12 protein-coding genes are annotated in these 14,816 nt (G+C 69.4%); 4 read left to right on the forward strand and 8 right to left on the reverse strand.

The genetic code is table 11. The annotated features are described in order from the left end of the window. Nucleotides 1-30: 30 nt before the first annotated feature. Nucleotides 31-1,101 (forward strand): bifunctional DNA-binding transcriptional regulator/O6-methylguanine-DNA methyltransferase Ada, encoded by a 1,071-nt coding sequence (ada, locus tag O7R11_RS01105; protein WP_337995627.1) that lies wholly within the window; start codon nucleotides 31-33, stop codon nucleotides 1,099-1,101. Next, nucleotides 1,098-1,997, forward strand: coding sequence for a DNA-3-methyladenine glycosylase family protein (locus tag O7R11_RS01110; protein WP_337995628.1), 900 nt, complete (start codon nucleotides 1,098-1,100; stop codon nucleotides 1,995-1,997). The genes ada and O7R11_RS01110 overlap by 4 nt, the downstream gene beginning before the upstream one ends. On the opposite strand, the gene O7R11_RS01115 is transcribed toward O7R11_RS01110, so the two are convergent. Beyond that, entirely contained in the window at nucleotides 1,991-4,030 is a 2,040-nt protein-coding gene (locus O7R11_RS01115; RefSeq protein WP_337995629.1) for a ComEC/Rec2 family competence protein, read from the reverse strand. The two genes, O7R11_RS01110 and O7R11_RS01115, sit on opposite strands and share 7 nt — an antisense overlap. A 151-nt stretch (nucleotides 4,031-4,181) precedes the next feature. Between O7R11_RS01115 and gltX the strand changes: the two genes are divergently transcribed. Both gltX and gltA read left to right on the forward strand, forming a co-directional pair. Then, complete coding sequence (gene gltX, locus O7R11_RS01120; RefSeq protein ID WP_337995630.1) at nucleotides 4,182-5,579, forward strand: glutamate--tRNA ligase; 1,398 nt, start codon at nucleotides 4,182-4,184, stop codon at nucleotides 5,577-5,579. Between the two features lie 172 nt (nucleotides 5,580-5,751). Next, complete coding sequence (gene gltA / locus O7R11_RS01125; protein WP_337995631.1) at nucleotides 5,752-7,065, forward strand: citrate synthase; 1,314 nt, start codon at nucleotides 5,752-5,754, stop codon at nucleotides 7,063-7,065. Between the two features lie 64 nt (nucleotides 7,066-7,129). Here the strand turns inward: gltA and gloA are convergent, their stop codons facing one another. The 7 genes from gloA to bamA form a co-directional block, all read right to left on the reverse strand. Continuing rightward, nucleotides 7,130-7,522 carry a lactoylglutathione lyase gene (gene gloA / locus O7R11_RS01130; RefSeq protein ID WP_337995632.1) on the reverse strand — a complete coding sequence of 131 codons (393 nt, stop codon included), beginning with the start codon at nucleotides 7,520-7,522 and terminating at the stop codon, nucleotides 7,130-7,132. A 12-nt stretch (nucleotides 7,523-7,534) separates the two neighbouring features. Beyond that, complete coding sequence (lpxB, locus tag O7R11_RS01135) at nucleotides 7,535-9,577, reverse strand: lipid-A-disaccharide synthase (RefSeq protein WP_337995633.1); 2,043 nt, start codon at nucleotides 9,575-9,577, stop codon at nucleotides 7,535-7,537. 4 nt (nucleotides 9,578-9,581) lie between these two features. Further along, nucleotides 9,582-10,388, reverse strand: a complete 807-nt coding sequence (lpxA, locus tag O7R11_RS01140; RefSeq protein ID WP_337995634.1) for an acyl-ACP--UDP-N-acetylglucosamine O-acyltransferase — start codon at nucleotides 10,386-10,388, stop codon at nucleotides 9,582-9,584. Nucleotide 10,389: 1 nt separating this feature from the next. Further along, nucleotides 10,390-10,851, reverse strand: coding sequence for a 3-hydroxyacyl-ACP dehydratase FabZ (gene fabZ / locus O7R11_RS01145; RefSeq protein WP_337995635.1), 462 nt, complete (start codon nucleotides 10,849-10,851; stop codon nucleotides 10,390-10,392). A gap of 65 nt (nucleotides 10,852-10,916) precedes the next feature. Next, entirely contained in the window at nucleotides 10,917-11,945 is a 1,029-nt protein-coding gene (lpxD, locus tag O7R11_RS01150; protein ID WP_337995636.1) for a UDP-3-O-(3-hydroxymyristoyl)glucosamine N-acyltransferase, read from the reverse strand. Between the two features lie 19 nt (nucleotides 11,946-11,964). Continuing rightward, nucleotides 11,965-12,564: an OmpH/Skp family outer membrane protein gene (locus tag O7R11_RS01155; RefSeq protein ID WP_337995637.1), complete on the reverse strand. Its 600-nt coding sequence runs from the start codon at nucleotides 12,562-12,564 to the stop codon at nucleotides 11,965-11,967. 4 nt (nucleotides 12,565-12,568) lie between these two features. Beyond that, nucleotides 12,569-14,815: an outer membrane protein assembly factor BamA gene (gene bamA / locus O7R11_RS01160; RefSeq protein WP_337995638.1), complete on the reverse strand. Its 2,247-nt coding sequence runs from the start codon at nucleotides 14,813-14,815 to the stop codon at nucleotides 12,569-12,571. Between the last annotated feature and the right edge of the window lies 1 nt (nucleotide 14,816).

Consider the following 14,816-nt stretch of genomic DNA (forward strand, 5'->3'; position numbering starts at 1 on the left):
GCATCGCCAACCTTCGAAGGACCGATGCGCATGACTCCCTCCGCCAAGGCCGCCCGCGCCGCCACTCTCGCCGACCCGCGCTGGCCCGCCCTCCTCGCCCGCGATGCGGCGGGCGAGAGCTTCGTCTACGCCGTGGTCACCACCGGCGTCTATTGCCGCCCGGATTGCCCGTCGCGCCGCGCCAGGCCCGAGAACGTCCGCTTCTTCGCCTGCGCGGCGGAGGCCGAGGCCGCCGGGTTCCGCCCCTGCCGCCGCTGCAAACCGGATGCCGCCGCACCGGCGAGCGCGCGCGCCGCGCTGATCGCATCGCTCTGCCGCACCATCGAGACCGCCGAACAACCGCCGCGCCTCGCCGATCTCGCAGCCGAGGCCGGGATGAGCCCCTGGCACCTGCACCGACTGTTCAAGGCGGCCACCGGGGTGACGCCGCGCGCCTATGCCGCGGCGCACCGCATCGCGCGGGTGCAGCGGGAACTCGGAGACGGGGAGAAGGTCACCCGCGCCCTCTACGCCGCGGGCTACAACGCGAGCAGCCGCTTCTACGCCGAGGCCGACGCGGCGCTCGGAATGACGCCGAAACGCTTCCGCTCCGGCGGAGCGGCGACCGCGATCCGCTACGCTCTCGGAGAGTCCGCGCTCGGCGCCGTGCTGGCGGCGCGGAGCGAACGCGGCGTATGCGCGATCTTTCTCGGCGACGACGCCGGGGAGCTGGTGGCGGACCTGCACGCACGCTTCCCCGCGGCGGAGATCGCCGAAGGCGGCGCGGACTTCGCCGGTCTCGTCGCCCGCATCGTCGCGATGATCGAAACCCCGGCGGCGGGCTGCGAACTGCCGCTCGACATCCGCGGCACCGCGTTCCAGCGCCGGGTGTGGGAGGCATTGCGCCGGATTCCCGCGGGCGAGACCCGCACCTATGCCGAGATCGCCGCGGCCATCGGCGCCCCCCGGGCGGTGCGCGCGGTCGGCGCGGCGTGCGGCGCCAACCCGATCGCGGTGGCGGTCCCCTGCCATCGTGCGGTGCGCAGCGACGGCAGCCTTGCCGGATACCGCTGGGGCCTCGGCCGCAAGCGCGCTCTTCTCGACCGCGAGCGCGGCGGATGAATATGCTTTCCGGCGTCATCGACCTGCCCAAAGGCTTCCGCAGCGGCGACATCCTCGCCTATCACCGCCGCGATGCGCAGGAAATATCGGAGCGTGTCTCCGCCGCGGGGCTGGAAAAAGGACTCGTCTGGGCAGGCCGTCCTGCACGGCTCGCGATCGCCTTTGCGGACGGCCATGCGGCGTTCCGTCTCGATATCGACGGCGCGGCGTCTCCCGGCGGCCTGCACGCGCTGGAGCGCACCGCACGGCGGATGCTCGGCCTCACCCAGGACACCACCGGGTTCGAGGCGGCGCACCGCGGCCACCCGCTTCTCGGCCCGCTAATTGCGCGGCGACCGGACCTGCGGGTCGCGGTGGCGGCGACGCCGTTCGACGCGCTGGCGTGGGCGATCACCGGCCAGCAGATCAGCGTCGGCGCGGCGCTGTCGATCCGGCGGCGGCTGATCGCAGCTACCGGAGAGCCGCACTCGGGCGGCCTGCGCTGCCACCCGACGCCGGAACGCGTCGCCGCGCTCGCGGCGGAGGAGTTGCGCGGTTTCGGCTTCTCCCTGAGCAAGGCGAACACCCTGCTGCGTCTGAGTGCGGCGGTCGCGGCGGGCGACCTGCCGCTCGACGCCTGGGCCGCAGCGCCGGATGCCGAAGAGATCGGCGCTGCGCTGCGCGCGCTGCCCGGCATCGGCCCGTGGACGGTCAACTACGCGCTGCTGCGCGGTTTCGGCTGCGTCGACGGCTCGCTCCACGGCGACGTCGCGGTGCGGCGCAACCTGCGGCGCCTGCTGCGCCGCGACGACAAGATATCGGAAAAAGAAACCGAGACGTGGCTCGCGCCGTTTTCGCCGTGGCGGGCGCTCGCCGCGGCGCACCTCTGGGCAATGCAGGCCGACGACGGCTACTGACCGCCGCCCCACGGGCGGCGGCCGCGGCGCAGCCCCGCGCTGTCGAAGCGCCGCACCGCCCCCTCCCCATCCAGCCACAGCGCCACAGCGCCGTGCCGCGCCAGGTCCGCCGCATCCAGCAGCAGGGCCGCGCCGCAGCCCGCGCGCGCTTCGGCGGTGACGGGAACCGCCGCCGCCACCACCGCGGCCTCCGCGCACGCCGCGGCCAGTCCCTCCGCCTGCCGCACCGCCGCCACGCCCCGCCCGGACGGCAGGGCGACGGCGCAGCCGCTCATGCCGCAGGTCCAGCCGCGGCCGAAGCGCACCTCCGCTGCGGTGCGCTCCCGCCACATCGTGCGCACGAACTCCGCGCGTTCGTCCCCGGCGAAGCCGTAGCCGCCTTCCGCCAGCCGCACCGCCACGGCGCGCCCGCCGTCGGCGATCAGCACGTCCGGCAGCGGGAACACCCACGGCGAGGCCACCCCGGCGGCAAGCGCAAGCGCGCCGAGCAGGCGCACGCGCCCCACGGCGAGCGCGCAGAACAGCAGTCCCGCGGCGCACAGCGCCAGGCCGAAGCCCGGCATCTGCGGCACCCTGACCTGATGCAGCGGCCAGGCGGAAACCATCGCCGCGACATGGTCGATCCAGCCGATGCCCTCCGCCATGCGCGCCAACGGAAACCCGGCGGCGCCGAACGGCAGCGCCAGGGCGGCGGCCAGCCCCCAGGGCATCACCCACAGGCCGAGCACCGGCAGCGCCAGCAGGTTGGCGGGCAGCGCATAAAGCGAGAGCCGCCCGAAATGGAACAGAGAGAACGGCGCGGTGGCGACGGAGGCGACGAGAGTGGTGAGCAGCACGCCCCCGGCATAGGCGAGCGGCAGCCGCAGCCATGGCGGCCACTCGCCGGGCAGGCCATGCCCGCGCAGCGCCTCGTACACCGCAATCAGCGCGGCGGCCGCGGCGAAGGACATCTGGAAACTCGCGCCGAGCACCGCCTCCGGCCCGATCATCGCCACCGCGAGGGCGGCGGCCCCGACGAGGCGCAGCGAGAACGGCGAACGCTCGAGCAGCACCGCGAGCAGCGCTGCCGCGGCCATCACGAAGGCGCGCTGCGTCGGCACCGCCGCGCCGGAGATCAGCAGGTAGGCGGCGGTGAGCACGAGGGCGCAGGCGGCGGCCCATTTCTTGATCGGATAGCGCAGCGCCACTGCGGGCGCCAGCGCCAGGCCGCGCCGCACCGCGAGAAAGGCGAGCCCGGCGAGCAGCCCCATGTGCAGGCCGGAGATCGCCAGCATGTGGGCGAGGCCCGAGGCGCGGTAGGCCTCGGCGAGGGCTCCGGGGATGGCGCCGCGCTCGCCGACGATCAGCGCCGCGGCGATGGCGGCGCGGGGATCGCCGTCAGGAAGCGCCGCGAGGATGCGGCGCGCCGCCTCCCCCCGCCAGGATTGCAGGCGCGCGGCGAAATCCCATGGCTCCGGTGGCGCGGTCTCGCGCCAGGCGCGGCTGGCGTAGCCCACCGCGCCGAGGCGCGAAAACCAGGCCTGCCGCCCGAAATCGTAGCCGCCGGGATAGGCCGGACCGGGCGGCGGATAGAGCACCGCCGCCAATATCACCCGCGCCCCCGGCCGTGGCGCGCCGTGGCGCGCGGAGAGGTTGACCCGCACCCGCATCGGCGTGTCCGCGCCGTCGAGCCTCACCGCATCGAGGGTGACGCGGCTGCCGCGGGCGCGCATCTCCACCGCGGCGACGCGGCCTTCCACTTCGGCGCGGGCGCGGCTTTGCGTCCACACCGGGTGGGCGGCGCGATGCGCCGAGAAAGCGGCCCACGCCGCCCCCGCCAGCACCGCAAAAAGCGCAAGGAACGCCACGGCGGCAATCCCACCGCGCCGCGCCGGAATCGCGCAAACGGCCGGCGCGGCAACAGCGGCGGCCCAGGCGGCGGGGCTGGGCTCGAAGGCGAGCGACAGGTAGGCCGCAACGCCCGCGACGAACAGCCAGGGCGCACGCTCCCCCCATCCTGCGGCCTGCCGGAACCTCTCCGCCGCTCTCTCCATGCGCGCGCCGAGCCTCCCCTTCCCCGGATAACCCTTTGCCGTCACCGGGCGGCTTGTGATAAAACCCACGCCCGGCACAGAATAGTGCATTTCCGCCGCCGCGAGCGGCGTTATTCTCTCGTCTTCACATGCTGCACGGGTTTCCAATCGCATGAGCGTCGTGACACGATTCGCTCCGTCGCCGACGGGGTTCCTTCACATCGGGGGGGCGCGCACCGCCCTGTTCAACTGGCTGTTCGCGCGCCACCACGGCGGCCGCTTCCTGCTGCGCATCGAGGACACCGACCGCGAACGCTCGACCCAGGCCGCGGTGGAGGCGATCTTCGACGGCCTCGCCTGGCTCGGACTCGACTGGGACGAAGAGCCGGTGATGCAGTTCTCCCGCGCCGGACGCCATGCCGAAGTGGCGCGCGAACTGCTGGCCAAGGGGCAGGCGTACCACTGCTATTGCACCCCGGAAGAGCTCGCCAGGATGCGCGAGGAGCAGAAGGCCAATGGCCAGCCGATGCGCTATGATGGCCGCTGGCGCGACCGCGACCCGAGCGAAGCGCCGGAGGGCGTCGCCCCGGTGATCCGCATGAAGGCGCCGCGCGAGGGCGAGACGGTGATCCGCGACCATGTGCAGGGCGACGTCACCTTCGCCAACGCCCAGCTCGACGACATGATCCTGCTGCGCGGCGACGGCACCCCCACCTACATGCTCTCGGTGGTGGTGGACGACCACGACATGGGCATCACCCACGTCATCCGCGGCGACGACCACCTCACCAACGCGGCGCGCCAGACCGCGCTCTACCGCGCCTGCGGCTGGGACGTGCCGGAATTCGCCCATATCCCGCTGATCCACGGTCCGGACGGCGCGAAGCTCTCCAAGCGCCACGGCGCGCTGGGGGCCGAGGCCTACCGCGACATGGGCATCCTCCCCGCGGCGCTGCGCAACTACCTGCTGCGCCTCGGCTGGGGCCACGGCGACGACGAGATCATCTCCACCGAGCAGGCGGTGGAATGGTTCGATATCGGCGCGGTGGGCAAGGGCCCTTCGCGCTTCGACATGACCAAGCTGATGAGCCTCAACGCGCACTACCTGCGCGAAACCCCGGATGCGGAGCTCGCCGCCCTGGTCGCGCCGCTGATGGAAAAGGCGCTCGGGGCCGCCCTGCCCGCGGACGCGGCGGGGCGCATCCTGCGCGGCATGCCGGGGCTGAAGCCGCGCGCCAAGGACCTCAACGAACTGGCCGAAGGGGCGATGGTCTACGCCCGGATGCGGCCGCTTGGGTTCGACGACAAGGCCAAGGCCCAGGTGGCGGAAGCGGGCGGCCTGCTGGCCGAAGCGCGCGGCCTGCTGGCCGGGACGGCGGAATGGCGGCACGACGCCCTGGAAGCGGCGGTGCGCGGCCTCGCCGAAGCCCGGGGGCTGAAGCTCGGCAAGGTGGCGCAGCCGCTGCGCGCCGCGGTCACCGGCTCCACGGTGTCGCCGCCGCTGTTCGAAGTGATGGAGATTCTCGGACGCGAAGAGGTGCTGGCGCGCCTCGACGAGGCCGCAAAATGAACCTGCGGGCCGCGTCTTTCCCGTGAAAAGACATGCCTATGCCTTGAAATCGCCTCGGGGAGAAACAGGTTAAGAACAGCCACAAACACACGTTCGATGCCGCCAGCCGCGCTCCATCCGGCATCCGGGCTCTCCGATGTCCCGCGGCCCGGCATCGACACAGGGAGTCGCCATGACCAACGACAAGAAAAGCCCCTCCGACACCTTCACCATCATCGACAACGCCACGGGGAAGTCCTTCGATCTTCCGGTGATCCACGGCACCACCGGCCCGCGCGTCGTCGATATCCGCAAGTTCTATGCGGATACCGGGTGCTTCACCTACGATCCGGGTTTCACCTCCACCGGCAGTTGCGAGTCCAAGGTCACCTTCATCGACGGTGACAAGGGCATCCTGCTGCACCGCGGCTATCCGATCGAACAGCTTGCGGAAAATTCCAGCTTCCTCGAGGTCGCCTACCTCCTGCTGTTCGGCAACCTGCCGGACCAAGCGCAGATGAAGCAGTTCGACCACGACATCACCTACCACTCGATGCTCAACGAGCAGATTCTGCGGTTCTACAGCGGCTTCCGCCGCGACGCCCACCCGATGGCGATCTCCTGCGGCATCGTCGGCGCGCTGTCGGCCTTCTATCACGACAGCCTGGACTTCACCGACGACTTCCAGCGCATCGTCGCGGAGACCCGCCTCATCGCCAAGATGCCGACGATCGTGGCGAACGCCTACAAGTACTCGATCGGCCAGCCGTTCACCTATCCGCGCAACGACCTGGATTACGCCGCCAACTTCCTGCAGATGATGTTCTCGGTGCCGTGCGAGACCTACACCGTCAACCCGGTGCTCGCCCGCGCGATGAACCGCATCCTCATTCTGCATGCGGACCACGAACAGAACGCCTCCACCTCCACGGTGCGTCTTGCCGGGTCTTCGGGGGCCAACCCGTTCGCCTGCATCGCGGCGGGCATCGCCTCGCTGTGGGGGCCATCGCACGGCGGCGCCAACGAGGCGGTGCTGAACATGCTGATGCAGATCGGCAGCAAGGACCGCGTGCCGGAATTCGTCGAGCGCGCCAAGGACAAGGACGATCCCTTCCGGCTCATGGGCTTCGGCCACCGGGTCTACAAGAACTTCGACCCGCGCGCCAAGATCATGGAAAAGACCTGCCACGAAGTGCTCGACGACCTCGGCATCCACAACGAGCCGCTGTTGCAGATCGCCATGGAACTGGAGCGCATCGCCCTGCAGGACGACTATTTCATCGAGAAGAAGCTCTACCCCAACGTGGACTTCTATTCCGGCATCATCTTCCGCGCCATGGGCATCCCGACCTCGATGTTCACCGCCCTCTTCGCGCTCGCCCGCACCACCGGCTGGGTCGCGCAGTGGCTGGAGATGATCACCGATCCGGAAATGAAGATCGGCCGCCCGCGCCAACTCTACACCGGCGCGACGCAGCGCGATTACGTGCCGATCGGCAAGCGCTGATCCGCACGCAACAACAAAAAACGGCGGCCCGCGTGGCCGCCGTTTTTTTGTGCCGGAGCAAGGATCAGGCGCGCTCCAGAAGCTCCACCTTGTAGCCGTCGGGGTCCTCGACGAAGGCGAGGACGGTGCCGCTGCCCTTCATCGGGCCGGGCTCGCGGGTGATCTTCACCCCCGCGGCGCGCATCGCCTCCACCGCGGCGTGGATGTCCGGCACGCCGATGGCGAGGTGGCCGAAGCCGCTGCCGATCTCGTAGGGTTCGGCCTGGTCCCAGTTGTGGGTGAGTTCCAGCACCGCGGCGCTCGCCTCGTCGCCGTAGCCGACGAAGGCCAGGGTGAAGCGCCCGCCCTCGAAATCGGTGCGGCGCAAAAGCCGCATGCCGAGTTGCCCGGTATAGAAAGCGATGGACGCCTCCAGGTCGAGGACCCGGATCATCGTATGCAGCAGACGGTTGCTCATGGTCGATCCTTGTTATGCGGACGGAAGGGAAGAAACGTCCATATGGGCCGCCGCGGGAACGGGCGCAATGCCCGCGGCGCGCAGCACCACGTCCGCCGCCGCGAGGCTGGGGCGCGGGTTCGGCCCGACGAGTTCGGCAAGCGCCGCATCGGTCTCCGCCAGGAAGGCGGCGCGCGCGGCGGTTTCGCAGATCAGGCGGTCCAGCGCTTCGGCCAGGGCGCGCGGCGTGCACGCCTCCTGGATGAATTCCGGCACCACCATGCGGTTGGAAATATGGTTCAACAGAGTCGCATATTTTATTGAAATCATGCGCTTTGCCAGCCAGACGGAGATCGCCGAGGCGCGGTAGCCGATGACGAAAGGCCGCCGCGCGCGGGCCAGCTCCAGCGATACCGTGCCCGAGGCGGCGAGCGCCCCGTCGCAGGCGGCAAACGCGTTCCAGCGTTCCGTCTCGCCGTGCACGATGTGCGGCGGGCGGGTCCAGGCGCGGGTCGCCGCGGCCACCTCTGCGGCCACCGTGGCCACCGTCGGCAGCACCACCTGCAAATCCGGATGCCGCGCCCGCAGAAGCTCCACCGCCTGGCGGAACACCGGCAGCATGCGCGTCACCTCGTTGCGGCGCGAGCCGGGCAGCAGGCAGATCACGGTGTCGCTCGGCGCGATGCCGTGGCGGCGGCGGAAGTCCGCGCCGTCGCCGCGCCCCGCCCCGCCTTCCACCACCGGGTGGCCGACCGCGGTGGCGGCGAGACCGTGCACGGTGAAGTACGGCGGTTCGAAGGCGAGCAGGCACATCAGGTGGTCGAACAGACGGGCGATCTTTTCCGCGCGCTTGGGCTTCCACGCCCAGACCATGGGGGCGACGTAATGCACCCGGGGGATGCGGCTTTTCGCGGCGATCAGGGCCTTGGCGACGCGGCCGTTGAAACCGAGGGAATCGATGGTCACTGCCACGGCGGGCTTTTTGGCGCGGATGTCCGCCGCCACGTCCTTCACCCGGCGCAGCACGGCAGGGATGCGCGGGATCACCTCGGCGAGGCCCATCACCGCGATCTCCGACTGCGGAAACAGCGAGGCGAGCCCCTCCTCCGCCATGCTCTCGCCGCCCACCCCGGCGAAGCGCACGTCGCCGCCGGTGCGCTCCTTCAGCGCCCGCATCAGGCGCGCGCCGAGCACGTCGCCCGAGGGTTCCCCGGCCACCAGATAGATCAGCGGCGCATTCGCCACGGCGGGCAGGCCGACGACGAAGAGGCCGAGTGCGTCGGCGCGGACGGCCATCGCCGCCGCGTCGATCACCAGGGCGGCCCCCGCCTCCACCGCGATGCCGGAAAGCCCCGCCGCGGCGGCGGCCTCCACCGTGGCGGCGCCCACCGTCGGCAGGTCGAGGCGGCGGTCCTGCCCCGGCTTGCACACTTTCACCAGCACCCCGCCGCGCCCCTCGCGCCGCAGTTCGCCGCTGCGCGCCAGCATGCGGTCGGTGCCTTCCGCGCCCTCGACGGCGAGCACCATGCCCTGCTGCACCACCGCGCCCTGGCCGACGTCCAGCGCGCCCAGGCCCTTCGCCACCTCGAAGCCGCGGGCGATGTCCGCCTCGTCCTCCGCCGACGGGCGCAGCGCGCCGTAGACGCCCTCCTTGGCGAGAATGCCGGCCAGCACCTCGTGCGCGCCGACGAGGCGCAGCCCCTCGGCCTGGAATTCCGTGGAAATCGCGCGCAACAGCCCGTCGTCGCCCAGCGCCTGCATGCCGATCTTCGCCAGGAAGGCCGCGCCGCGCGCGTCCGGCCGCAGGTTGCCGAGCGACGGGCGCTTCATCGCCCCGGCGAACGCCACCTCGGCGACCCCGGCCTCCTTGAGCAGGCGGAACGCCTCGCCCAGCGCGCCGAGGCGCACCCAGGCGTGGGCCACGCCCTCCACCGTCTCCGCGTCGGTGTACCCCTCCAGAGCCAGCACGAACACCGGCTTTTCCTGCGCGCGGCAGGCGGAAACGAGCAGCCGGGGGAGAGCCCCTCCCCCGGCCAGAATGCCGATCCCGCCTTGTGCCGCGCCGTTGCCGTCCACGTCCCTAGGCTTCCTTTTCCGGCGCGCCTCCCGGCTGGCAGATGCCGCGAGAGGTCTCCTGCCGCATGAAGGCGACGATCTCCATCACCGGCTCGCAGTCGGCGAAGAGGTTGGCCACGTCCTCCACCCGCTCGATCATCGTGCCTTCCTCGGCGAACAGCAGCCGATAGGCGCGGCGCAGGGTGTGAATGGTCTCGCGGCTGAAGTTGCGGCGTTTCAGCCCGACGATGTTGAGGCCGGAGAGGTGCGCGCGGTTGCCCAGCACCGAGCCGTAGGGGATGACGTCGGTCTCCAGGCCGGAGGCGCCGCCGATCATCGCGTGCTGGCCGATGCGCACGAACTGGTGCACCGCGGAAAGCCCGCCGATGATCGCAAAGTCGCCCACCGCCACATGGCCGCCCAGCGTCGCGTTGTTGGCGAAGATGCAGCTGTCGCCGACGATGCAGTCGTGCGCCACGTGCGCGCCAACCATGAACAGCCCGTTGTCGCCGACTTTGGTGAGCATGCCGCCCCCCTCGGTCCCCGGGTTCATCGTCACGCCTTCGCGGATCTGGTTGCGCTTGCCGATCACCAGGCGCGAGGGTTCGCCATGGTATTTCAGATCCTGCGGCCGGTGGCCGAGGGACGCGAAGGGATAGACCACCGTGCCGTCGCCGATCTCGGTGATGCCGTCCACCGCAACGTGGGAGATCAGCCGCACTCCGGCCCCCAGCGCCACGCTGGGACCCACCGTGCAGAACGGCCCGACCTCCGCATCGGCGGCGATTTCGGCCTTGGGGTCGATATGTGCCGTCGGATGAATCTGCGCCATGTCAGTTATCCAGGATCATCGCGGCATACACCGCTTCGGCCACGATCTGGCCATCGACCTTCGCCTCGCCCCGGAATTTCCAGACGTTGCCGCGGCGGCGCTCACGCTTCACGTGCACGAAGAGCTGGTCGCCCGGCACCACCGGCTTGCGGAAGCGGCATTCGTCAACGCTCATGAAGTACACCAGCTTGCCCTCGGCGTCCGGTCCCATGGTCTCCACCACCAGGACGGCCGCGGTCTGGGCCATGGACTCGACGATGAGAACCCCCGGCATCACCGGATGACCCGGAAAATGCCCGAGGAAATAGGGTTCGTTCATGCTGACGTTTTTGATCCCCACGGCGCTCTCGCCGGGCACGACGTCGGTGATGCGATCGACCATGACGAACGGATAACGGTGCGGGATCATCTGCATGATGCGCTGGATGTCGATGATCTTCGCGGTGTTCCCCTCTGCATCCATTACCTTGAGGCCCTTCTCGTTGTTGCGCCCCCCAAGGGAGATCGCCTTACTTTTACCGGGCGGCGTCACGCGCCGCCGTGCTTTTTCGCCAGACGCTCGACCACGCCGATCTGGCGCCAGTGCTCCTTCGCCGGAACCGCCGGAGAACCGATCACCGTCTGCCCCGCCGGAACGTCCCGCATCACCCCGGACTGAGCCCCGATCCGTGCCCCCGCGCCGATCTTGAGGTGCCCGGTGATCCCCGCCTGACCGCCCGCCACGACGAAGTCGGCGAAGCGGGTGGAGCCGGAAATCCCCACCTGCGCGACCAGAACGCAGCCACGGCCCAACTCCACGTTGTGGCCGATCTGCACCAGATTGTCGATACGGCAACCCTCGCCGATCACCGTGTCCGGCCCGGCTCCACGGTCGATGGCGGTGTTGGCGCCGATCTCCACGTCGTCCTGGATGATCACCCGGCCGAGTTGCGGCACCTTGAGGTGCCCCTTCGGCCCCATGGCGAAGCCGAAACCGTCCTGCCCGATCGCCGCCCCGGAGTGAATCCACACCTTGTTGCCGATCAGCGCATAGCTCAGCACCACGTTGGAGCCGATGTAGCAGTCGTCGCCGACCACCACTCCGTCGCGCAGCACCGCGCCCGCACAGATGCGGGTGCGCGCGCCGACCTCGGCGCGCTCGCAGATCACCACGCCCGGTTCGATGTGGCAGCCTTCGCCGATCGTCGCGGTGGGGTGGATCATCGCATGGGGGGAAATCTCCGCCTCGCCGGTCATGCTCTGCGGATAGAACGCATGGGCGATCAGCGCATAGGCGCGGTAGGGCTCCGGCGAGAGGATCAGCCCCATGCCCGCGGGCGCCATCTCCGCAAGATCGGGGTGCACCACGCACGCCCCGGCGCCGCACGCCTCGAACGCCTGCACGTACTTGCGGTTGTCGAGGAAGCTCACATCCTCCGCTTCGGCGCGGTAGAGCGGCGCGACATCGGTGAGCAGGCGGTCGCCCAGCGACGCATCGCCGAGGTCGCCGCCGCCGATCTCGGCAAGTTGCGCCAGGGTGAACGGCCCGGCGCGCCGGAAAAAACGGGAATCGGTCATGTCGGTCTCCTGCTCGCCCTTACTTCTTCTTCGAACCGGCCGCGGGCGCTTTGGTCATCGGATCGGGGAACTTCACCGACGGCAGCGCCTTGTTCAGGCGGTCGATCACGTCCGGCGTCACGTCGTAGCCGGGGCTGAACAGCAAAACCTGGCCGCGCGGCAGCAGGAGCGTCGCTCCCTCCGCATCGGCCACCGCCGCCCAGATGCGCTGCACCTGGGCGCTCACCTGATTGAGCGCCGCGGCGTAGGCGTTCTGCAAAAGCTGCTGGCGGGTCTTGAGTTCCCGCTGGAAGGTGGCGAACTTCTGCTGGAAGGCCTGCACCTTCTCTCGATAGGCGGCAGGATCGATCAGGGACTGCTGGCGCACCAGCTCGCGTTCCTCGTCCTTCAGGGCCTTCTCCTTGGCGGCGAACTCCGTGTCGTAGGTCTTGCGGTAGGCATCGAGCTCACGGCGGATGCCCTGCACCGCCGTGGAGCGCTCCATGACCTCCTGGATATCGACGACGCGGACGACCGGCGCGGGCTTCGGAGCGGAGGCCGCCTCGGCCGCCGGGACGCAGAGCGCCCCTCCGGCCAGGAGCGCCGCCGCAAGAATGCCCGCCAGCGATTTGAAAGACATGGTCTTAGAACCTCGTGCCAAAGCTGAACTGAAGGGATTCCGTGTCGTCGAACGATTCCTTGAGCAGCGGCAGGGCAAAGGTCAGATTGACCGGTCCCATCGGCGAGCGCCAGACGAAGCCCATGCCCACCGACATGCGTATCGCGCTGGAATAGTCCACGTTCTGCGACACCATGCTGTCGTATTTGCCGATGGTGCCCATGTCGATGAAGGTCTTGGCCGACAGGCCCAGCTCCTCCGGCGTGCCCAGCGGGAAGGTTAGCTCGGCGCTTTCGTTGGTGCTCCAGTTGCCGCCCAGCGCATCGCCGGTGGACTTGTCGCGCGGGCTGATGCCCGCGGCGGCGAAGCCGCGCACCTTCTGTTCGCCGCCGTTGAAGTAGCGGTGGCTGATGCTGATGTCGCGGCCGAGGCCGAACATGTAGCCGAAGTTGCCGGTCAGACCCAGCACGTAGCCGTCGGCGAGGTTGAAGTATTGCCCCGCGCCGAGGTTGGTGCGCACGAAGCGCGCATCGCCGCCCAGGCCCGCGAGATCGTTGCCGCCGGTGAGGTAGTAGCCCTCGGTCGGATCCAGGTGGCTGTCGCGGCGGTCGTAGGTGAGCTTGTGGCCGATCTGCGACAGGACCGACGTGCCTTCCTGTTGCTTGATGTACTGCGACGCGTCGCTCTCGACGTTGTCGATCTCGTCCTGGCGGATCGTGTACTTCCAGGCGTGGCGCAGGTGCTCCGAGTAGCTGTAGCCCGCGCGCAGCGCCGTGCCGAGGGTGGTGTAGTCGTAGGAGCTTTCGTCCTGCCAGTCGCGGGTGATGCGGAAGATGTCGAAGCCCGCGGCGAGATCGCGGTCGAGGAAGTACGGCTCGGTGAACGAAATGTCCGCCTCGGTGCCGGATTCCGCCAGGCTCAGGTTGAAATTCAGCTGCTGGCCGCGGCCGAGAAGGTTGTTCTCGCCCAGGCCGAACATCACCTTCGCGCCGTCGTTGCTCGAATACCCGGCGCCGATGGTCACCGTGCCGGTGGACTGCTCCTCGACGTTGACCTTGAGCGTCACCTTGTCCGGCTCCGTCGTCGAAGGCTCGGTGGTGATGTCCACCTTCTTGAAGAAGTTGAGGTTCTTCAGGCGCTCGCGGGTGCGGCGCAGCTTCGCGCTGTTGAAGGGGTCGCCTTCGACCAGACGGAACTCGCGGCGCACCACCTCGTCCATGGTGCGCAGGTTGCCGGTGACCTCGATGCGGTCCACATAGACGCGCGGCCCTTCGTCGATGCGGAAGGTGATGGAGATGGCGTGCTTCTCGCGGTCGCGCTCGATGTCGGGTTTGATATCGACGAAGGCGTAGCCCAGGGCGCCCACCGCGTCGGTCAGCGCCTGCACGGTGTTTTCCACTTCGTCGGCGTTGTACCACTCCCCTTCCTCGAAGGTCAGGTCTTTCCGCAGGATGCCGGGATCCTTGAGCTGCGGCAGCGTGGTCTCGATGTCGATCTTGGCGATCTTGTAGCGGTCGCCCTCGTCCAGCGTGAAGGTCAGGAAGAAGTATTCGCGGTCGGCGGAAAGCTCCGCCACCGCCGAGACGATGGAGAAGTCGGCATAGCCGTGCGCCAGATAGAAGCGCCGCAGCTTCTCCTTGTCGAAGGCCATGCGCTGCGGATCATAGGTGTCGGTATTGCTGAGGAAGCGGTACCACGCCTCCTCTTTGGTGAGAATCTGGTCGCGCAGTTTGCCGTCGTCGTAGCGCTTGTTGCCGTTGAAGGAAATCTTGCGGACGTAGGTGACCGGGCCTTCGTTGACCTCGAAGGCGACATCGACGCGGTTCTGGTCCTGCTGGATCACCTTCGGCTCGACGGTCACGCCGTAGCGGCCGCTGCGGCGGTAGACCTCCTGGATGCGCTCGACATCGGCGAGCACGCGGGTGCGGGTGTAGACCGAGCGTGGGCGCAGGCGCACCTCCGTCTGCAGGTCTTCGTCCTTGACCCGTCTGTTGCCCTCGAAGGCGACCCGGTTGATCACCGGATTTTCCACCACCGAGACCACCAGGTCCTCGCCGTCGCGGCGGATTCGCACGTCGGCGAACAGGCCGGTGGCGAACAGGCTCTTCAGGGACTGGTTGACCCGTTCGGCGTCGATCGGGTCTCCCTCCTTGATCGCCATGTAGGAGAGGATCGTCGCGTCCTCGATGCGCTGCGTCCCCTCGACGCGGATGTTCGCGACGTTCTGCGCCCAGGCGCAGGAGAGCGGCAGGACCAGCAGCAGCCCCGCCACG

This window comes from Oleispirillum naphthae, assembly GCA_027864655.1.
In the GTDB taxonomy this organism is placed as follows: Bacteria; Pseudomonadota; Alphaproteobacteria; order Rhodospirillales; family Rhodospirillaceae; genus Oleispirillum; species Oleispirillum naphthae.

Coding starts and splice junctions, on each gene's coding strand:
- O7R11_RS01110 (WP_337995628.1), top strand. CDS start 1,098: ATGAATATGCTTTCCGGCGTCATCGACCTGCCCAAAGGCTTCCGCAGC.
- O7R11_RS01155 (WP_337995637.1), bottom strand. CDS start 12,564: ATGTCTTTCAAATCGCTGGCGGGCATTCTTGCGGCGGCGCTCCTGGCC.
- gltA (WP_337995631.1), top strand. CDS start 5,752: ATGACCAACGACAAGAAAAGCCCCTCCGACACCTTCACCATCATCGAC.
- ada (WP_337995627.1), top strand. CDS start 31: ATGACTCCCTCCGCCAAGGCCGCCCGCGCCGCCACTCTCGCCGACCCG.
- lpxD (WP_337995636.1), bottom strand. CDS start 11,945: ATGACCGATTCCCGTTTTTTCCGGCGCGCCGGGCCGTTCACCCTGGCG.
- gltX (WP_337995630.1), top strand. CDS start 4,182: ATGAGCGTCGTGACACGATTCGCTCCGTCGCCGACGGGGTTCCTTCAC.
- gloA (WP_337995632.1), bottom strand. CDS start 7,522: ATGAGCAACCGTCTGCTGCATACGATGATCCGGGTCCTCGACCTGGAG.
- fabZ (WP_337995635.1), bottom strand. CDS start 10,851: ATGGATGCAGAGGGGAACACCGCGAAGATCATCGACATCCAGCGCATC.
- lpxA (WP_337995634.1), bottom strand. CDS start 10,388: ATGGCGCAGATTCATCCGACGGCACATATCGACCCCAAGGCCGAAATC.
- O7R11_RS01115 (WP_337995629.1), bottom strand. CDS start 4,030: ATGGAGAGAGCGGCGGAGAGGTTCCGGCAGGCCGCAGGATGGGGGGAG.